The sequence below is a fragment of the Pseudomonas sp. EA_35y_Pfl2_R111 genome, from assembly GCF_963970955.1.
Lineage (GTDB): Bacteria > Pseudomonadota > Gammaproteobacteria > Pseudomonadales > Pseudomonadaceae > Aquipseudomonas.
The window spans coordinates 454,111-473,063 of record NZ_CAXAOM010000003.1 but is presented as its reverse complement, the minus strand read 5'-3'; the positions used below and the strand labels follow the sequence as shown (position 1 = coordinate 473,063).

General features: G+C 56.9%; 16 protein-coding genes, 1 tRNA gene and 1 pseudogene. 12 read left to right on the top strand and 6 right to left on the bottom strand.

Annotated features, from left to right (window positions below):
• Nucleotides 1-13 precede the first annotated feature (13 nt).
• The 4 genes from AACY25_RS15160 to AACY25_RS15145 all read left to right on the top strand — a co-directional run bounded on the left by AACY25_RS15160 (nt 14) and on the right by AACY25_RS15145 (nt 4,578).
• Nucleotides 14-90, top strand: a tRNA-Ile gene (locus tag AACY25_RS15160).
• 347 nt (nt 91-437) lie between these two features.
• Nucleotides 438-953 (top strand): RNA polymerase sigma factor, encoded by a 516-nt coding sequence (locus AACY25_RS15155; RefSeq protein WP_339525634.1) that lies wholly within the window; start codon nt 438-440, stop codon nt 951-953.
• 662 nt (nt 954-1,615) lie between these two features.
• Entirely contained in the window at nt 1,616-3,934 is a 2,319-nt protein-coding gene (locus tag AACY25_RS15150) for a hypothetical protein (protein ID WP_339525632.1), read from the top strand.
• On the top strand, nt 3,919-4,578 hold the full coding sequence (locus AACY25_RS15145; protein ID WP_339525630.1) for a phage tail protein: 660 nt from the start codon (nt 3,919-3,921) through the stop codon (nt 4,576-4,578). Before AACY25_RS15150 ends, AACY25_RS15145 begins: the two co-directional genes overlap by 16 nt.
• A gap of 215 nt (nt 4,579-4,793) precedes the next feature.
• On the opposite strand, the gene AACY25_RS15140 is transcribed toward AACY25_RS15145, so the two are convergent.
• Nucleotides 4,794-5,453 (bottom strand): EndoU domain-containing protein, encoded by a 660-nt coding sequence (locus tag AACY25_RS15140; RefSeq protein WP_339525628.1) that lies wholly within the window; start codon nt 5,451-5,453, stop codon nt 4,794-4,796.
• Nucleotides 5,454-5,713: 260 nt separating this feature from the next.
• Nucleotides 5,714-6,325: an EndoU domain-containing protein gene (locus tag AACY25_RS15135; RefSeq protein WP_339525626.1), complete on the bottom strand. Its 612-nt coding sequence runs from the start codon at nt 6,323-6,325 to the stop codon at nt 5,714-5,716.
• A gap of 168 nt (nt 6,326-6,493) precedes the next feature.
• On the opposite strand from AACY25_RS15135, the gene AACY25_RS15130 reads away from it, so the two are divergent.
• The 8 genes and pseudogenes from AACY25_RS15130 (at nt 6,494) to AACY25_RS15095 (ending at nt 15,737) form a co-directional block, all read left to right on the top strand.
• On the top strand, nt 6,494-7,117 hold the full coding sequence (locus AACY25_RS15130) for a hypothetical protein (protein ID WP_339412991.1): 624 nt from the start codon (nt 6,494-6,496) through the stop codon (nt 7,115-7,117).
• Nucleotides 7,118-7,461: 344 nt separating this feature from the next.
• A pseudogene (locus AACY25_RS15125) lies at nt 7,462-7,779 on the top strand (PAAR domain-containing protein); the annotation flags it as partial.
• 1,037 nt (nt 7,780-8,816) lie between these two features.
• Nucleotides 8,817-9,212, top strand: a complete 396-nt coding sequence (locus AACY25_RS15120) for a putative Ig domain-containing protein (protein ID WP_339525624.1) — start codon at nt 8,817-8,819, stop codon at nt 9,210-9,212.
• A gap of 222 nt (nt 9,213-9,434) precedes the next feature.
• Entirely contained in the window at nt 9,435-10,718 is a 1,284-nt protein-coding gene (gene egtB / locus AACY25_RS15115; protein ID WP_339525623.1) for an ergothioneine biosynthesis protein EgtB, read from the top strand.
• Nucleotides 10,719-10,720: 2 nt separating this feature from the next.
• Nucleotides 10,721-11,683 (top strand): L-histidine N(alpha)-methyltransferase, encoded by a 963-nt coding sequence (gene egtD / locus AACY25_RS15110; protein WP_339412997.1) that lies wholly within the window; start codon nt 10,721-10,723, stop codon nt 11,681-11,683.
• Nucleotides 11,684-12,069: 386 nt separating this feature from the next.
• Nucleotides 12,070-12,996: a nuclease-related domain-containing protein gene (locus AACY25_RS15105; RefSeq protein ID WP_339525621.1), complete on the top strand. Its 927-nt coding sequence runs from the start codon at nt 12,070-12,072 to the stop codon at nt 12,994-12,996.
• A gap of 90 nt (nt 12,997-13,086) precedes the next feature.
• The gene (locus tag AACY25_RS15100) at nt 13,087-14,154 is read left to right on the top strand and encodes a DNA cytosine methyltransferase (protein WP_339525619.1); all 1,068 of its coding nucleotides are present in this window, start codon (nt 13,087-13,089) and stop codon (nt 14,152-14,154) included.
• Nucleotides 14,142-15,737: a TIGR02391 family protein gene (locus AACY25_RS15095; protein WP_339525617.1), complete on the top strand. Its 1,596-nt coding sequence runs from the start codon at nt 14,142-14,144 to the stop codon at nt 15,735-15,737. The genes AACY25_RS15100 and AACY25_RS15095 overlap by 13 nt, the downstream gene beginning before the upstream one ends.
• A gap of 159 nt (nt 15,738-15,896) precedes the next feature.
• On the opposite strand, the gene AACY25_RS15090 is transcribed toward AACY25_RS15095, so the two are convergent.
• The 4 genes from AACY25_RS15090 to AACY25_RS15075 form a co-directional block, all read right to left on the bottom strand.
• Entirely contained in the window at nt 15,897-17,192 is a 1,296-nt protein-coding gene (locus AACY25_RS15090) for a PQQ-dependent sugar dehydrogenase (protein ID WP_339525615.1), read from the bottom strand.
• Nucleotides 17,189-17,617: a DUF2231 domain-containing protein gene (locus tag AACY25_RS15085; protein ID WP_339525613.1), complete on the bottom strand. Its 429-nt coding sequence runs from the start codon at nt 17,615-17,617 to the stop codon at nt 17,189-17,191. The genes AACY25_RS15090 and AACY25_RS15085 overlap by 4 nt, the downstream gene beginning before the upstream one ends.
• Nucleotides 17,618-17,883: 266 nt before the next feature.
• On the bottom strand, nt 17,884-18,435 hold the full coding sequence (locus tag AACY25_RS15080) for an ATP-dependent Clp protease proteolytic subunit (RefSeq protein WP_339413005.1): 552 nt from the start codon (nt 18,433-18,435) through the stop codon (nt 17,884-17,886).
• A gap of 265 nt (nt 18,436-18,700) precedes the next feature.
• On the bottom strand, nt 18,701-18,916 hold the full coding sequence (locus tag AACY25_RS15075; RefSeq protein ID WP_339413006.1) for a hypothetical protein: 216 nt from the start codon (nt 18,914-18,916) through the stop codon (nt 18,701-18,703).
• Nucleotides 18,917-18,953 lie beyond the last annotated feature (37 nt).

Below are 18,953 nucleotides of genomic sequence, written 5' to 3'. Positions count from 1 at the left end.
CGCCCGCCTCTGAGGGCCCATAGCTCAGTTGGTTAGAGCAGAGGACTCATAATCCTTTGGTCCACGGTTCGAGTCCGTGTGGGCCCACCAACTCCAAAGCCGCGCACTGCGCGGCTTTTTCATGCCTGCAGAAAAGCACAGCTGCTCAATCTTCGTGCGGCCCGGCCTTCGTTCTCTGCCGTTCAATGCCCGCGCATGGCTCGTTTACGCCCTTCATAAACTGTCGGTGGCCTCGCACTACGTGTGTGCCGCTTAAGTTCTTCACAAGTTCAGTCGCAGCTACGTCATTCATGTTCGGTCGGCACCTAGAACCGCTCCGCGAAGAGCATTCCGGTTCCGACGTCACGAGCAATCAAGGAATGATTATGACGAGGCTCATGGAGATCGACGCACGCGTGGCTCAGCGCGTAACCCAGGCTGCCATTTGGAGATTCTTGATGGCCAACGAAACGATCATGAAGCGGCGCTGCCAGCAGGTTATTCGCAGCCCGCATGACGCTGAAGATGCACTTAGCGAGCTAAGACTGCGCTTGTTTCACCTACTAGAGAAAGAGCCTGAGCGTCTCAGCAACATCCATAACGTACCGGCGTGGCTACGCCGAGTAACGCACAATCACTGCATCGATCGATTACGCCAAACCTTACCCACCTGCAACATCGACTGGATCGACAACGCCCTGTTTGACGAAACCCAACTGCACCCTGCGCAGGACGGCCCAGAACATACTGCTTGTCTGCACGAAGCTCTGGAAGCGCTAAGCGCGGCCATACAGCGGCTGCCCGTGCCACTGAGCGAAGCACTGGAGCAGCGCTGCATCGGCGGAGTTGAGTATGGCGACATGGCGGTGGTACTCGAGATCAGCGAACCCAACGCCCGTAAGCGTGTACAGCTCGCACGACAACAGTTGCGTGGCTGGCTGTGCTCGTTCGATATGCATGGAGGTGACCTATGACATCCCAGACAACCACCATGCTGAAGCACTGCGAGGTCGGCCTACTCGAGGTTTCTTGGCGCTGGCTGCGTAGCGATGACGGGCCCCGTCTAGAAGGCTACGTCAACGCCGAGGACGATGGTTTAGGCTTTAGTCTTAGCCAAAGCAATGCACAAGCAGGCTTTCTATTAAAGGTACCGAGCGGCACTCAGTCGCTGGCCTTAAGTCTGCTGCAACAAGGTTCTAAGGAGTGGCTGTTCAGTGCGAGCTATGTCGCGGCTGATGCTTTTATACAAAGCGGCTGGGGGCCACTACTAACCTTGTCGGGCAACCAAATGGTGCCTCCGCGTAGCGGCGAGTTGCAAGTACCCACACCGTGGCAAGGTAAGTGGTCTCTCTGGCGGCACGGTAGCGCCTCGCCTGTCATTGACATCGCACTGACAGCGCCGGGCATGCGGTTGGATACGGCCAGTTTAGGCGGAAGCAGCACCGAATGGGCGACGAATCTTCCCGCCCCTTTCAGCCGTTCTGAGTGTGCTTACCGGCTCGATATCGGCCGCGACGGCGCTTACCATTGCTCGGCCAATCTGCCGCTCTTACCCGGCAGTTTTATCACACAGCAGCTGGACAGCTGGCCACCGACCACACCCCCAACGCCCACACCCACGCCGCCTGCAGAGGCAATGCAGCAGCCTGTTGAAAGTCAGGTGAGTGGCTTAGCACCATTTCGGCAGCTGGGCTTTCTCACGCTATTGGTACCGCCTGCGGCTGACACTCGAGCCCCCGCACTACGGCGATTACTCGCGCTGGCCAACACCTCGAGCTTTTATCAACAGCTACTCAGTACCGCCGATGAACATTCACTGGAACCCTTACAACAATTAGCCAATGCCTTTTTCACCAACCAGGCGCCGTGGGAAGGCCAGTTCGTCGCAGATTTAGACACCTTGCCAACACCTTTCACATGCCTGTCCAGCCCTGAAGCCGATGCCGTACTGGCGCAACCACTGAGCAATCGTGATGCGCTGATCGCCGCCTTGACCCAGCTGTTCGGCATGCCGCCAGACGATGTGCTCAACCAACCCGCTTTCGCCATACAGTGGCAGCGCTTGGCCAACAGTTATCTGAGCCTGCTGGTACTGGACTACAGCCAGTCCCCCGCACTCAATGACCTGCTACGCGGTTTGCGTGTATTGGCACTGGTGCAAGGCTTAACCACAGCACCGCAGGCCTTGCTTACTGGTGCGCAGATTAGCGCGGCCCAACACGCGCAAGCCCAACTGCCCACACCTGTGTTCCCACTCCCCCAAGGCCAAACAATGCAAGCCCCACCAGGATTGCTGCTGGGGGCAGGGCAGCTGTACCAATTCGCCGAACGCGTCTGCGGCTATGCCTTGGGCTCCATTGCCGAGGCGATCAACCTGTTGCCGGGGGAGCAGCTCGGTAAACGCGTCAGCCGCCAAACCAGCCTGAGCGAACGGCAGCACGACGCCACGCAAGTGCACACCGAACAACAGCAGCACAGCACTACCCAGCAACAGCTCTTGGATCAGCCGCAACTGGTCACCCGCACTCAATTTAATGACCTAGCCGAGCAATACGGTGCTGATGGGCTCAGCGTAACCGTCAACGGTAACTATCTGGTCGCTCCCGGCACACTCGATGGCGCTGATTTTCAACCGGTACAGCAGGCGCGTACTGAGGTTCAGCAGCTGTTCGAGCGCGCGCTCAGCCAAACCCAACACACGCTGCGCACGCGGCGCGAACTGCTGTTACGCAGCGCGTGGAAAAGTAGCAGCTGGCAGCGACTAAATAATCTAGGCGAGCAGGCCCGACGGGGCTTTTATCATTGGCTTGTAGAACAGCGTGACGCGCGCTTGCGCGATCTTGGGCCACGCCTGCTGTTCCACTGGACACTAGATAACCCAGGCCAAGTATTGCTCACGGCCCTCAACGCCCAGTACGGGCAGCGCCAAACCATTCCTGTACCGCCCTGGGTGACAACAGATACTGTGCCGGGCGTGAGCAGCCCCGCCGAGCTGAACCAGCAGAACTACCTGGCGCTGGCGCAGCGCTACAATTTGCAGCGCCTACTCACCGCCCCTCAGAAAACCCTGCGCATCAGCCAGGACTTGAGCAGCACACCACCGAAGACCTGCGGCACCTTAACTATTCCACCGGGCTATCAGTCCAACAGCCTGCAGTTTGCCGCCGCCAGCGGTAGCAGTGGCAGCCTATTGATTGCCGGCAAGGCGCTGACGCTGGACACACCCCAGCCGGTCGAGCTAATCGGTTTGAGTGGCGAGGTTCCCTTCACCCTGGTCACAGCCAGCGACGCGCTAGCCATCAGCCTGCAACTCACCTGCAGCGCGCAGCATTACGCGGTACAACGGGCGGACTGGCAAACGCAGGCCTATAACCAACTACTCGAAGCCTACCAAGAGGCGCTGGTCGAACTGGCCACCACCTTGCAACGCTTCTGCGCCGAGCAACCCGGCGGCGTTGCTGGCTGCCTGGTTAACCGGCTACAAGGGACGATTCTGCAGGCAGTACAGAGCCATTACCCGAACAGCCACGACCTGAACCTGCGCCGCGCGCAACAACTGCAGCCTTGGCTGTGCCGCGCCCTGCCGTGGCAGCAGGCCATATTGGCTTACGCCAGCGCGACACAACCGGCGGACTGGCTGCCATTGCACAGCGAGCTGAATCGTCCGCAGGCCAGTATTGCGCTGCTGCAGGCGGCGCAATTGCGCATGACCTTAGCGCTCGACAACACCAGCGCCGCACGGTTGTTCTACCTACTGCGCAGCGGCGGCCGGCTATGGCTGGGCGACGACACGCAGGTGCCGGTGTTTGCCGAGGACGCTGCCCTCTACAACCTCTGGCAAGACCTGCACACGCAGCTACCGGCGCAAGATCAATGCTGGCGCTTCAACGTGGAAACCTGTCATCGCTATCTCGCCGAACAGTTGGAGCTGCAATCATCATGCTCAGCACCTTAACGCCCGGCCCCGCCTCGTGGGTGCCACCCAGCACACTGCCGGTCGGCAGCGTGATCAGTTATGCCGCACCAACGGGCTTAGACCAGCCCACCAATGCCACTTATCCGCCACCCGCACTGGCGGCATACGCATTGCACCTAGCCCGACTCGGTTGGCTGCTCTGCGACGGCAGGCGTGTTGCGGTGGCGCGTTACCCACGACTATTTCGCGCAATTGGTTATCTCTACGGCCAGGCGCTGGACCAACAAGGGCAGGTGCAAGCCGGCTTCTTTCTGCTACCGGACTACCGTGGCCGAGTGCTACGTGGTGTCAACGGCGCAGCCACCGACCCCATTGGCCCGAACGGTGACGAACAACAGCGTGACCCCGATGCTGACAAGCGCTCCGCGCAAGAAGCCGGCGGCTGGGCAGGCAACGCGGTAGGTTCAGTGCAATACGACGCCCTGCAAACGCACGTACACACCTATCAAAAGGCCGGTTCGGCGCTGCAAGTTGCCCAGCAAGGCGGCCAAGGCTCAAGCCAAAACCAAACACAGGACAGTTCAGCGCCACAGAGCCCCACCGGCGAGCCCGCGCTTGTGCGCCTAAGCGAGGAAAGTCGTGGCAAAAATCAATACGTGCACTTTCTCATCCGCGCAATTTAAGCGCCGTCACTGTCCGCATTCAGCCTTTCACTCGCCGCCTATTACGCCCCCGCCCTTAAGCCGTACACACCTGGTGCTCACCGCCCTCTACCGAGGGCCCCTCATTACGCCCTCGCCACACACGACACCCACAAATAAGGGCGCACTACACCGCCAAGTAACATCTTGTGGCAGAAGTGCGCCCTACAAAGCCTTCTACAACTCAATAAAGGCCACTAAAACATCGCAATCGGGTAAGCCGAGTTAACCACCCACTGACCGCCGATGAGATTCAAGTAACCACCCACCGTAAAAGGCTGCCCGCCCGCCCCCGTGCAATAGCCTGGCGCGCCTAGGCTGGGTGCTGAAGGACCGCTAAACGGATTATTCGGCCCCGCAGGGGCAGCGCTATACGGGTGCATATAGGCATAGCGAATCGACGCCACTACCTCCCGCTGGCTACAGCTGTCCGGGTAGAAGGTCGAGGGACCTGCTTTAAGCACCCAAGCATTAGTGGCCACATTGAATACCCGCACGCCATTGCCAACATAACGATACGGTGCGGGATGATTGTTGCCCGGTGGCACGATAAAACGCTGCCCCGCGGTAATTTGCGCAGCGGCTGGCGAGCCTGGTCGTGTGCCCAACAGAGCATCGTGGCCGTTTGGCCGGGAGTGGTAGCCAACGGCATTGCCGCCAGCATTGATCTCGCCACAAAAGATGTGTCGTTGATTCAGTTGTGGGTTGATCCGGCTGTTGGCTATCGGCGCGTTGCCGACTTGGATCGGCACAGGGTTAACCCCAGGCGCACCAGCGGAGCAATTAATTTGCGCCGCAGCTGACACGCTGAACATTACTGCGGCCACGCCGAGGGGGAAGGTAGGAAACATGTGCATGGTTAGACTCCTTTCTGATGTAAGGGACGGCTGTCCCTTTCTCCAGACGGAGTACCGCAAGCTTTGTGAATGCCCCTGCAAAGCACCAAGCACCAAGCACCAAGCACCAAGCACCAAGCACCAAACGTATGGTTCACCAGCAACATGCGATATGCGTGCATTGCCTAGGGGCTCCGGCCCCTTAAGCGTAAAAACGCTACACAAGAATCAAACGGTCAAAACCGTGCAGGGCGGCTTAGCGCCTACCCTGCACACTATCTCTACATTTGCGGATAAGCGGTGTTCACAATCCAGTTGCCGTCAATCAAATTGAGATAACCCTGCACCTGCAATAGAGAACCGTCGCTACCGGTGCAGTAAAGCGGCGAGCCCGCATTGGGCGCAGAGGGCCCATGAAACGGCGCGCTAGCGACTTGCGAGTCTTGGCTGTAGGCATAACCGATCGAGGCCACCACCTGCGCCTGGGTGCAATGATCGGGAAAAAACGTCGAGACATCCGGCTGTTTGTCAACCCAAGGGCCGTCCACCTGACGCACCTGAATGCCTACGCCTTGATACACATCAGGATAGTCAGTGGATTGCGTAACGGCTCCGGTCACTCGCGCAGCGAGCACCGCCGGAGCCAATATTGGGTCATGACCATCAGGCCGTGAGTGATACCCCATTGCGGTGTCGTCGTCCCTCAGCCCTCCACAAAATACGTGACGCTGGTTGATGTAGGGGTTGAGATTAGTGTTAGCGGCACCGGGGTTGAGCAGCACATTGGGCACAGCAGCAGAACCACCGGCACAGTCGATCTGCGCAAACGCAGACACACTGAACAGCAACGCCAGCAGACCGGCAGGGAATAGCTTGAGCTTGCGATTGTTCATGATGAGCATCCTTTCTGGTAAGCGGGGATTAGCCCCCGCAGGCCAGACGGCACTCATCACCTTCCTGTGAAGTGCATGGCGTTTTTCACAAGCGCCGCTCTACCTCGTCAATGCAGCAAGCCACGGCAGTTCAGCTGTGGCTGCAATCGGAACAAAAGGAGATTGACCATGACCGTATTCAACGTGAACTTCGCTGTCGACGATATGGAAGGTAAGACTGTATTGGTCTTCCTCAAGCCTCAGCGGCCACAGCGGGATTACCAAATTCATGCATGGCAGGTATTAACGGGTTCGGCCGGTGCAACCGAGTCGTTCGACTATCAAGCAGTGATTGAAACCGATGTCACCACGCTCGGGGACAAACCCGGCAATACCATTGTCTCGGGGCGCCGCGGTATTTCTCCCGGGGAGTTAATCCAGGCAGTTAGCCCAAGCGGCTTGTCGCCGTTTCTCGAAGCTGCGCCAACCTCACTGGCGCAGGACAAACTAACCCCGCAGCAATGCGGGGTGATCAACAAGACCAATCCGTTCATCCAGCTCGACAGCAATTGGTATGTTAATGGCCGGCCCGTAGTCACCATGCCCAAGGTAGATGCACGCATGACGGTCAGCTTCGAGTACCTGCCTCACTTCTACTTCATGGTCGCAACACCGCCCATGGTCGGAGAGACCTACATCGTGCAGAACTTCTCTGACATGACGCAGTACATCGCGCCCATCACCGCCACCGAAGTGGATGTAACCCTGACCCGCAACAACGGCCTGTGGAACTTCGACTTCCTCGCCAGCTAAACCCAAGCACGCGACGGCACTGACACTGCCGTCGCGTGTGCTGATTATTCCTCGCATCAATAGGCGCTCGCGCGAGCGCTGCTGACCAGCCCCTTCATGTTTTCCCCCGCCGCTGAACTCAAGTAATGCACCGCAACAGTGGCGCTTAACGCCCCTAGAGAACGCGCAAGGCGTCACCTTTAAGGTTGCAGGGCTTATATGCAGAAGACCCGCGCACACTGGCGGCGTGTTTAATCAACCGCCCATACTGGAGCCGTGACACCACGCTCAGTTCAAGGCACGCAGCATGAGCACAGCAGGAGAAACGCGTAGGATCTACACCTACGAAAACAAGGAGGTTTCACATGAGCGGAAAACCGGCGGCTCGCCAAACTGATCCAACCTCTTGCCCATTACCTGGCCATGGCACCAACCCCATCGCCAAGGGCTCACCCAACGTCCTTTTTGACAACTTACCAGCCGCGCGGCTGACCGATACGTCGGTGTGTGGCAGCCCCATCGTGGGTGCAGTTGTTAACACAGTGCTGATCAATGGCCTACCAGCGGCGACATTGGGCAGTACGGGTGGCCACGGCAGCGTGGTCGTTGGCGGCTCAGGCAGCGTGATCATCGGTAACTCCGCAGTCGCTGCACCCTTTACCGCGCCAACGCCATTATCCATAGCTGCTGTCGCAGCGCCGGCAGCAGCAAAAGCGTCCGAGAACCAACCGCCGGCCACGGCTCCCGCTGCGCAACCTGCCCAGCAAGCGGCAGCCACAACCGCAGCCGCGTCAGCTATAGCGCAACCGGCTCAGACGACGGATCGAGTTGCAGCGGCCAAGGAGATCGTGGACACCTTTGAGTGCTCGGCTTCTCAAAGTCGTGTTTTCAACGACCGCGATCATCCAATGGGCACGGCAAGTGATCCATTTGAGAAAAGCAAAGTCATAGAACAGCTGCGAGTACGCGTCGCAAGGTCCCAAGGCCAGCACGTTTCGACCAAGGAAAGAATCACTCCATTTCCCAACCAACAAGAGACAAGCCTTTGCGGGCCAGCTGTTTTCTTCTACGCACTGCTGGTGGATCGCCCCGACCTGTACACCCAGGCGATCATCGACCTGTGGGAAACAGGTGAAACGACCATAGGCCAGCTGCATATCAAGCCAAGTTACGATTGCCGCAACCCAAAGAAATTCAGCCATACGGCGGCAGGTGATCGTATATCGGCGATTGACTGGATTTCCTTGGCCAGCCTGCGTGACAGCGAGAACGACCTCTTCGATTACGACTCGCCCGGTGATCAGATCCCCGGAATTACCCTGCCTGGGAAAGTGAAAGCCTGGTTCACCAGAGCCGGCGCCACCGTGGTGTTCGACAACATCCAGTTCCTCGGGCATATCAATCAGGAGGAACTCGTGGAGCTGTTGAGCTATGCGGGCAGCCAGCATCATGTCACTTCGCTGATCTCCGCCTCGATGGTGGAAGGCGGCGCAGGGGTCGGGAAAAATCATTGGATCGCCTGGGAAAAGTCCCCGCACACTCAAGGCGGCCCAGTCGACCAAACCACCTTGCCGGTAGAAGTTATCGTCGACTCCAAACTGTTCTCCTGGGGCCAATCCATGCATCAGGTAACGCGGGGCTACACACTCAAACAGCTTCTCAAGGATGTATTCGGCGGCATCGTATTCAGTCGAATCCCATGACCAGGAAGGAACCTCATATGCTGAAAAAACTACTTTTTGCCCTCTGCTTAACGCTACCGCTTGCTGGCTGCGAAGCAGGCATCTTTGGCAATGCGCTGGCGGGCTGTGCCATGCAGCCCCAACCCACGCTACTCCCCGAAAGCCTACCCGCAGCTGTAGTGGGCAAGCCCTATAGCGTGCGGCTCGAAGTGACCAACACCTCGACGCCCGTTCATGGCATCTATGTGAATGATGCCTACCCCCTACCTGAAGGGCTTTGGCTCGAGCACCAAGATCGCGACTCGCACGGACTCATCACCGGTACGCCGCTTAAAGCGGGCACTTATGAAGTACACATGTCCGCAGGTACGTATGGCACGCAATGCACGGGGCGTAGAGCAAGCCGCGTCTACAGCCTTGAGGTCACCGAGTAACAGGCGACACGCCGATTAGTGAGCAGACAGGCTCGCTAATCGCCTTTTCATAAAATTCCCCGCTGGAGCAGATACCCGCCACCAACTAGCACCCAATCAGCGGGATGCCCAATAGCCACCCGCACGCTTAAACAGCAAATTCTCTGAACCTTTTCTACCCTCGGCCGGTCGGCTTAATGACAGGTCGCGCCTTCCCTGCGACGCCAGTAGAGAATGCGTGACATGCCGAACCGTGCCCCCAGCAACGACACGTCTCTGGTAAACCTCGAACACCTTCGCCAACGCTATCACCGCGTACGCCACGCCACCGAGCGCCTGTGCGAGCCGCTGGAGCGTGAGGACTATGTGATCCAGAGCATGCCGGACGTCAGCCCGCCGAAGTGGCACCTGGCCCACGTGACCTGGTTCTTCGAGGCCTTCATCCTGCAGCCTTTCCTGCGCGGCTACCGCCCGCTGGAAGCGCGATACGACCACCTGTTCAACTCCTATTACCAGACCCACGGCACGCCCTTCGAGCGTTCGCGCCGGGGTTTGCTGTCGCGGCCGACCGTGGCCGAGGTGTATGCCTACCGCAGCTATGTCGACCTGGCCATGGAGCAATTGCTCAGCCACCTAGACAGCGATATCGCCGCCGAAGTGCTGCCGCGTGTCGAGCTGGGCCTGGAGCATGAGCAGCAGCACCAGGAGCTGCTGCTGATGGACATCAAACACATCCTCGCGCAAAACCCGCTGCGCCCGGCCTATCGCCAGGACCTCAAGCCCGGCGACAGCAAGGCGGCCCCTTTGCATTGGCAAACCTATCCCGCCGGCTTACGGCATGTTGGCCATGCCGGCGAGGACTTTGCCTTCGACTGCGAGCGCCCACGGCATCGGGTTTTCATCGACGAATTCCAGCTGGCCAGCCGGCCAGTGACCAATGCCGAATACCTCGACTTTATCCATGACGGCGGCTACCGCAGCAGCGCCTTGTGGCTAGCTGATGGCTGGGACCATATCCGCCGCGCCAACTGGCAAGCGCCGCTGTACTGGGAACGGGATGGCGACGACTGGCTGGAGCTGACCCTGGGCGGCCCGCGCGAACTGGACCGCGAGGCGCCGGTCTGCCACCTCAGTTACTTCGAGGCCGATGCCTTTGCCACCTGGGCGCAAGCACGGCTGCCCCGCGAAGAAGAATGGGAAGTCGCCGCCCAGGACCAATCGCCCTGGGGCAACTTCGTCGAAAACGACCACCTGCACCCGGTGGCCGCCAGCGCCGGCGAAGGTCCGCAGCAGCTCTACGGCGATGTATGGGAGTGGACCGCCAGCGCCTTTCGCCCCTACCCGCGCTTCCAACCACTGACCGGCAGCCTTGGTGAATACAACGGCAAATTTATGTCCGGGCAGATGGTGCTGCGCGGCGGCAGCTGCGTAACCCCCGAAGACCACATACGCCCGACCTATCGCAACTTCTTCTACCCCACCATGCGCTGGCAGTTCTCCGGCCTGCGCCTGGCCAAGGAGCTCTGACCATGGCATTGGCAAACCGCGTTCAGCAACAGGCCCTAGACCCCGAGCAAGCAGCACTGCGTGAAGAGGCCCTGGCGGGCTTCGCCGCCAATCCCAAAAGCATATCGCCCAAGTTCTTTTACGATCACCCAGGCTCGCAACTGTTCGAGCTGATCTGCCGGCAACCCGAGTACTACCCCACCCGCACCGAGGAAACCATCCTGCGCCTGGCCGCGCATGACATTGCCGCGCTGGCCGGGCGCAACGCCAGCCTGGTGGAACTGGGCAGCGGCGCCAGCCGCAAGGTTCGCCTGCTGCTCGAAGCCCTGCGCCCAGCGCGCTACCTGGGCGTGGATATCTCCCGCGAGTTCCTCCACGCCAGCACCCGGCGCCTGGCAACCGACTACCGCTGGCTGGACGTACACGCCCTGTGCGCCGACTTCAGCCAACCGATGAAGCTACCGGCCGAAGCGCTGGGCGAGCGCCCGCTGGCTTTCTTCCCCGGTTCCAGCATCGGCAACTTCGACCCCCAGCAGGCCCGCGCCTTTTTGCGCAACCTGCATCAAGCCTTGCCGAGCGGCAGCGGCCTGCTTATCGGGGTAGATCTGGTCAAGCCGCGTGAGGTGCTCGAACGGGCCTACAACGACGAGGCCGGGGTAACCGCCCTGTTCAACCTCAACCTGCTGGAGCGCATCCGCCGCGAACTGGACAGCGACATTGATTCACGCCGCTTCCAGCACCGGGCCTTCTATAACGAAGCCGAATCGCGCATCGAGATGCACCTGGTCAGCCCGCAGGCGCAGCAGGTGCGCATCGAGGATCACGTGTTCGACTTCGCCGCCGGCGAAACCCTGCACACGGAAAACTCCTACAAATACACCCCGGCCAGCTTTCGTCAGCTGGCCGCCGACTGCGGCTTTGCCTCGGTGGCGATGTGGCGCGACCCGGCGGAGCTGTTTAGCGTGCACTTCCTGCGCAGCGAGTAACCGCCCCGCCGTCACCGGGCAGACGCTCGGTGGCGATATAAGCCGAATCGCCAGCAGCAGCGGCTTATGCCGTGAGCCGAATAAGCGCGCTAATCGGCTCACGGATCCACCAGCCCATCCCTGCGCGCTGCTCTGCCCTCTAGCCCAGCGCAAACACCCTCGGCACCCGCCCCGCCGCAGAGCCGCTGCGAGCCGCCATTCCCAGCGCGCATTGCGCTAAGCCAGGCACGCCAAGCGATCAATTGTTGGACATTAGTCGCTAGCCCCTTGAGCCTTTGAAAGCAATTGGCCATTATCCGGTGCAGTGTCATGCATCTGGAGTTCCGACACGCCTGCTCGCTCGGCTTACGGGCGCCACTCAAGCGGCATTGCTCAAGGAAGAAGGCATGGACCCCAGCGTTATCCTGCGGCCACTTATCGATGCGCTGGCCTGGTTGATTCCCGCCCTGCTGCTGATAAGCCTGCTCAAATCGCCCTGGGCCAAGGGCCATATTGGCGAACTGCTGGTGCGCTTATTCGCCCATTGGCAGCTGGACAAGCAAACCTACCGCCGCCTGCATAACGTCACCCTCAACACGCCCGACGGCACCACGCAGATCGACCACGTATTCCTCTCGCCCTACGGCATCTTTGTGCTGGAAACGAAGAATATGAGCGGCTGGATTTTCGGCAGCGAAAACCAAGCGCAGTGGACGCAAAAGCTCTACAAACGCACCTTCAAATTCCAGAACCCACTGCGGCAGAACTACAAACACCTCAAAGCCCTGGAAGCCACCCTTGGCGTAAACAGGCCGCTGGAAAGCGTAGGCGAGGCAGGCAAAGCAAGGCAAAAACAGGCGAGGAAGCGGAGTTTACGTGCTGTAAATGAGCATTCCGAGCCTGTTTTTAACGCAGTTTTGCCAACGCAGGTAGCTTTGCAGCGGCCTGTTGACCCGGAGCACCTGCACTCGGTCATCACCTTTGTCGGCGGCAGCACCTTTAAAACCGCAGTGCCGGCCAACGTTACCCAGGGCATCGGCTTTATCCGCTATATCCAATCATTCCAGCAGCCGGTGTTTAGCACAGCTGAAGTTGACGCCATGCTCCACGCCCTGCAAACCGGCCGCCGCGCGCCGACCCGCGCCACCCAGCGCGAGCATGTGCAAAACCTTAAACGTAGAAGTGATCCGACAGCTGAGCGGCAATGCCCGAAATGTGGCAGCGCTCTGGTTATTCGTACCGTAAAATCAGGCCCTAAAGCAGGACAGCAATTTTGGGGCTGCTCGACCTTCCCCAAATGCCAAATCATGCAGAGCATCTTTGGGGCTAGATAAAACTGGAAATCGCTACCTGGCTATTACCTGACAAAAAAATGATAAGTTTCAAAAACTCAAAATTAATCGCAAGCACCAGTAGTAATTAAAATGAAAAACAACAAGCCAACGGCAATAGATTTATTCTGCGGAGCTGGTGGGCTCACGACAGGACTCAAGAAGGCTGGCTTCTCCGTTCTTGCCGGATTCGAAATAGATGAAACAGCAGCAGAAAGCTATAAATTAAACCATCGCAGATCAAAGCTTTTCTTAGGCGACATATCTAAGTTAAACCCAAATACTATCATGACAGAACTTGGGCTTGAGACAGGCGAACTTGATTTATTAGCGGGCTGCCCACCTTGCCAAGGATTCTCCTCACACAAAACACGCAACCGTGCAGCATCTGTAGATGACAGTAGGAATGATTTAATTTTCAGCGTATTAGATTTTATAAAAGTAATGCTCCCCAAGACAATAATGATCGAGAATGTCCCCGGCCTTGCCAAAGACAATCGTATTGAAATATTCAAAGAAAGCATAAAACTGCTTGGGTACATTATTAATGACGACACAGTAAAAGTCTTAGACGCAGCAGATTACGGAGTTCCACAGAGAAGAAAAAGAATGATTCTTCAGGCATCTCGCTTTGGAATAATCACTCTGCCACAAAAGCTGAAATATAGAAAAACTGTAAAAGAAACAATAAATTTTCTCCCGCCCCCTGGTGACTCTGGAGACATCCTGCACGACTTACCAGTTACGCGCAGCGAAAAAGTGAACAGAATAATAAGAAGCATTCCAAAAGATGGAGGCTCCCGCGCAGACTTACCTTTAGAACTATGGCTACCATGTCATATAAAGCGCCCAGGTTCTTATACAGACGTGTATGGCCGGATGGCGTGGAACGATGTATCACCAACAATAACTGGTGGCTGTTCAAGTCCATCAAAGGGCAGATTTATTCATCCAGAGCAAGATCGAGCAATTACCCTTCGCGAAGCTGCTTTATTACAAACCTTCCCGCCAAAATATAAATTTTCATTGCGCAAGGGAAAGGACTTTACAGCTTTAATGATTGGAAACGCTCTCCCCCCTCAACTCATCAGCATACATGCGAAGCAATACAAGCAACATTTAGAGCAGATCAACGCAGGGAGTGCAGCATGTCAAAATTAGTTATGAAATTTGACCCAAGAACAATTGAGCATCTTGGCGTAAGAATGTATTCCACACTTCCTCCCGCTCTAGCAGAGCTTGTTTCCAATGCATATGATGCGGACGCAGAACAAGTAAAAGTAAAACTATCAGAAAGCCCTACAGGCCCAATATCAATTAGCGTCAGTGATGATGGGCATGGAATGAGCAGCGGAGACATCCAGACTAAGTTTCTCGTTATCGGTCGAAATAGGCGCAAACAGGAAGGCGACAAACCAACAACACGATTTCAAAGGTTAGCCACAGGAAAAAAAGGTCTGGGCAAGCTCGCTCTTTTTGGACTGTCAAAGCACATCACTATAGACACTATAAAAGACGGCTTACGAAATCGTTTCAGTTTGAACTGGGACAGCCTAATGACCTCCGAGGGTGAATACTCACCAAACATAGAAATAGACAACGAACACACCGATAAGCCCAACGGCACCACCATCAAACTTTCTAAACTAAAACGACAATCTGCTTTCGACATTGAAGGCCTTACAGACAGCCTATCAAAAATATTTATTGTCGACGAAACTTTTAAGATATCGATTCAAAATGGCGATCAGCAGACCGTAATAGACAAGGAAAGAAGATATAAAAACTTCAACAAAGAATTCGAATGGGACATACGCGACTTTATCCCTGCGGATTCAATTTACAAAGATATAGCAGGAAATTTATACACAGCTGAAACACCTATCAGACCAAACTCTGGGCTTCGCGGGATATCCATTTTCTCAAGAGGGAAACTTGTGAACGCCCCGGAGTTTTTCTCAAGCAGTACATCTAGCCATTTCTATCAGTACCTTACTGGTTGGATAAAAGCTGATTTTATTGACACGCTTGAAGAGGACGTAATCTCCACTAATCGCCAATCGATTAATTGGGATAACGAGGAAATGGCCGAATTTCGAAACTTTCTATCCGAAATAATCTCAAAAGTTAATACAAGCTGGCGCGACAAGAGAAAGGAGAAAAAAGGAACAACATTAAAAATAGAAACCGGCATAGACACCGACAAATGGATGTCAACCATGCCGGCAGATGTAAAGTCTCAAACAGAGAGGATTCTTGAAGCCCTATCCAATGAGGACTCAATAACAAAATACACCCCCATCATCGAAGCACTTCACGAGTTAATACCAGAGTACCCACACTTACACTGGCGCCACCTTAATGAAGCACTCCGGGAGCGAATTCGCATATATTATGAAAATCAGCAGTATGGAGAGGCAGCAGATCAGGGCATAAAAATATATTGTGAATCCATTAGAAAAGCGGCCAATTTGACACTTGATGGAACAGATTTAACGGGAAAAGCATTTGGTGGGTCCACCCCGGTAATCATGGTTGCTGATACCAGCACAGATACGGGGAAAAATTTACAACTTGGGCAAGACCAGCTTTCCAGAGGTCTAATTGCAGGATTTAGAAACCCAATTAATCATGCACCCATAGACTCTGTAATCCCAAAAATCTTTAGCGAGAAAGACTGCTTAGACATATTGAGCTTGACTTCGTACCTCTTAAATAGGGTGCAGAAGCATAGAATCACATAAGACGTGCTACTTAGTAATAGAGGACAGGCCACGATTTTCACCGAGAATTGATCGTGGCTGTTCAAGCCTGCTCTACTAATTGAATTCTGATAAGTCCCAAAAAGGGACCTATCGTTCCCTTTTTGGGGCTGATTGCGCGACAACATCTTGCATAACCAATCACTCCGACCGGCTTATCCGCCATACCGTATTAGCCAAATCATCAGCAACAATCAGCGCGCCGCGCGGGTCGACGGTTACGCCTACTGGTCGACCGCGGGTTTTGCCTGCTTCGGTGCGAAAGCCGGTGGCGAAGTCGACCGGTGGCCCTGAGGGTTGGCCGTCGCGGAAGGGTACAAAGATCACTTTGTAGCCGACCGGTGTTTTGCGGTTCCAGCTGCCGTGCTCGCCGATAAATACGCCTTCGCTAAAGTTGTCGCCCATGGCGGGGATGGAGAAGTCCAGGCCGAGGGCGGCGACGTGTGAGCCCAGGGCGTAATCCGGGGTTATCGCGCTGGCGACCTTTTCCGGCTTTTGCGGGCGCACGCGCGAGTCAACGTTTTGCCCCCAGTAGCTGTAGGGCCAGCCGTAGAAGCCACCTTCGCGTACCGAGGTGAGGTAGTCCGGCACCAGGTCTGCGCCCAGTTCGTCGCGCTCATTGACCACTGTCCACAACTGCCCGGTGTCTGGCTGAATCGCCAGCGCCGTGGGGTTGCGCAGGCCGGTTGCGTAGGGTTTGTAGGCGCCTGTTTCGGCATTGATCTGCCAGATCATGGCGCGGTCGACTTCGGCTTCCATGCCGCGCTCGGTGATATTGCTGTTGGAGCCGATGCCGACATACAGAAAGCGCCCGTCGGGACTGATCGTCAGCGCCTTGGTCCAGTGGTGGTTGATCTCGGACGGCAGGTCGGTGACCTTGGTTGGCGGGCCGCTGGCCTCGGTCTGGCCGTCCTGATAATCGAAACGCACCAATGCATCCTGATTGGCGACGTACAGATTGCCCTCGTAAAAGGCCAGGCCGTAAGGCGCGTTGAGGTTGTCGGCGAACACCTGCTGCAATTCATAACGGCCGTCGCCATCGGCGTCGCGCAACAGGGTCAGGCGATCGCCGCCTTTGACCGGGGTGTTGCCCTTGGCTTTGATGTAGCCGGCAATCACATCTTTGGGTTTGAGCTTCGCGGCATTGCCGCCTCGGCCTTCCGCCACCAGGATGTCGCCGTTGGGCAGCACGAGGGTTTGCCGGGGGATTTTCAGGTCGGTGGCGATGGCCGTGACGCTGAAGTTTGCCGGCACGCTTGGCACCTGATCACCCCACTTCTGCGGTTCGGCGATCTTCATGCTGGGTAGCAGGCCCCGCTGCGGTTCGGGCAGTTTGGGCTCGGCTCCGTAGTGTTGCGCGGTGTTCTGCTGCTCGCTATCACATGCGCTGAGGAACAACGCCAGCGTCAGCGTTAAGGCTGTGCGGGTGCGGTTCATGCGGCATCTCCTGTACGCAGGTTGCTGAGGCCGATCCAGGTCGCCACGCAGGCCAGCAACGTGACGATCACCGATAGCACCAGGCCGGCCGGCATGGTGGCCCAGGCGTCTTTGGCATGCTCAAGGGCATTGATAAACCCCAGTATCCAGGTCGCCAGCAGCAGCAAAAAGTACACCAGCGGCCGCCCGGAGCGAGGCCGCGCGCGCAGCAGATTGACGAGGGCGAACAGCAGCGCGAAACCGCAAAACACCAGCGCACCGGCTATTAGCCAGGAGGAGAAGTTGCTCCACTGGATCTGATAGCTGCGGAAGTAGGCGATATCACTCAGCAGGGCGCCGAGAAACAGCGGAACGGTCCCGGCCAGCAGGGTGGCGTGCAGCGGGCCTGGCCTGCTTCGGTAGGTAGGGTGCGTGGTTGCATTCACGGTCGGTCCTCATCGCTGGGCGTACCTGGCCGGTGATTGCTGCGGGCGGCAGACCCGCCAGGCTCGCGTTGGCTGTGTATAAAAGGTGAGCGCAGCACGGCCGGATAGTTCAGGTTTACGGGCAAACGGTACGCGCGCTGACAGGTCAATTGCGCGGGTATGTAACGCGCAGCGCCAGCGCCGCCGCACTGCGCAACCCTCGTGCTTATCGCGTTGGCGCTTGCCCAACCCGCGCGGTTGAGCAGCACTGACACCTGCATTTCAGCCTAGGTGTGGATAAAGCTGCTGACGGCATCCGCGCTGATGTGCGGCGATTCGATGGCGTGAATAAGGCCGGACAAGATGGCCTGCTCCGGGTCGACAATACGGGGCGCGGCGGTCAGGTACTTTTCCGTTTCCAGTAGTTCGCTGGCATGCGCCGTTCGCTCGGCGACGATGCGCGCGTAGAGCTGCAAGTCGTAATCCAGGCTCATGGCGTATTCCGACATGCGCGAATGATCGACTGCGCCCTGCAAGTGCCAGTGGAAGGGATGGAAGAGAAATTTGCTGTGCGGGCAGGCCGTTCGTTGCTCGCCGGCCAAGAACACGATATTGCCCATGGATTCGACCGTACCTAAATTGTGCGTGTGCACCGGGATCGGTAAGGCCATCAGGTAGTTGTACATGGTGAAGCCATAACTGCACTCGCCGCCCATAGTCGCGATATTCAGAACCAAGCCTGTCGCCTCGCGCTGAACAGCCACCGAGGCTTTTTCTATCAGCTGGCTGCAGGTGGACGCATTGATCGGGCCAGTGAAGGTGATGACGTGTAAGGACATAAGGCACCTCGGCAAACACTCAAGGTGGGCGCGACCCGCCATGACGTTAACAGCGTTACCACCGTCCTTGGGCATAGCTTTTAGTGGCCGGGCTTAGCCTAAGTAGCTTTGAATTACTTAATAGCCAATTATTTAATAAGTAATGATGGCGAGGCTGCCGACGGTAAATGAAGTAGTAACCCATTAAAGCACCACTTTTACCGTCACAGCCTCTCACAACATCACTCTACGTCCAGACGTTGGAAGCATGGCCAGCTCGCTACAACTAACCGGCTTTCTCACAGATTGCCGGCATGTGCGGCGCGCTGGCTTTACCTTCAGCATATTCGGCGCCCTCTTTATGTTCGCAACAGCCCTGAACATAAACACGGGGATCGCTAGCAGCTGTTTTCCGGTTCGTCATCAACATCGCTTCAGGTTGTATCTCTACAACACTGACGTGTTGTATTTCGCCTCGGTTGAACTCAGGTGCCGCACGCATTGGGGCTTCCTCATTCTGGATTTAAGCGCGTCGGTAA

Bases quoted from the DNA above. Each gene is read 5' to 3' on its own strand.
- AACY25_RS15155 (WP_339525634.1), top strand. From the start codon at position 438: ATGGCCAACGAAACGATCATGAAGCGGCGCTGCCAGCAGGTTATTCGC.
- AACY25_RS15150 (WP_339525632.1), top strand. From the start codon at position 1,616: ATGCAGCAGCCTGTTGAAAGTCAGGTGAGTGGCTTAGCACCATTTCGG.
- AACY25_RS15145 (WP_339525630.1), top strand. From the start codon at position 3,919: ATGCTCAGCACCTTAACGCCCGGCCCCGCCTCGTGGGTGCCACCCAGC.
- AACY25_RS15140 (WP_339525628.1), bottom strand. From the start codon at position 5,453: ATGCACATGTTTCCTACCTTCCCCCTCGGCGTGGCCGCAGTAATGTTC.
- AACY25_RS15135 (WP_339525626.1), bottom strand. From the start codon at position 6,325: ATGAACAATCGCAAGCTCAAGCTATTCCCTGCCGGTCTGCTGGCGTTG.
- AACY25_RS15130 (WP_339412991.1), top strand. From the start codon at position 6,494: ATGACCGTATTCAACGTGAACTTCGCTGTCGACGATATGGAAGGTAAG.
- AACY25_RS15120 (WP_339525624.1), top strand. From the start codon at position 8,817: ATGCTGAAAAAACTACTTTTTGCCCTCTGCTTAACGCTACCGCTTGCT.
- egtB (WP_339525623.1), top strand. From the start codon at position 9,435: ATGCCGAACCGTGCCCCCAGCAACGACACGTCTCTGGTAAACCTCGAA.
- egtD (WP_339412997.1), top strand. From the start codon at position 10,721: ATGGCATTGGCAAACCGCGTTCAGCAACAGGCCCTAGACCCCGAGCAA.
- AACY25_RS15105 (WP_339525621.1), top strand. From the start codon at position 12,070: ATGGACCCCAGCGTTATCCTGCGGCCACTTATCGATGCGCTGGCCTGG.
- AACY25_RS15100 (WP_339525619.1), top strand. From the start codon at position 13,087: ATGAAAAACAACAAGCCAACGGCAATAGATTTATTCTGCGGAGCTGGT.
- AACY25_RS15095 (WP_339525617.1), top strand. From the start codon at position 14,142: ATGTCAAAATTAGTTATGAAATTTGACCCAAGAACAATTGAGCATCTT.
- AACY25_RS15090 (WP_339525615.1), bottom strand. From the start codon at position 17,192: ATGAACCGCACCCGCACAGCCTTAACGCTGACGCTGGCGTTGTTCCTC.
- AACY25_RS15080 (WP_339413005.1), bottom strand. From the start codon at position 18,435: ATGTCCTTACACGTCATCACCTTCACTGGCCCGATCAATGCGTCCACC.
- AACY25_RS15075 (WP_339413006.1), bottom strand. From the start codon at position 18,916: ATGCGTGCGGCACCTGAGTTCAACCGAGGCGAAATACAACACGTCAGT.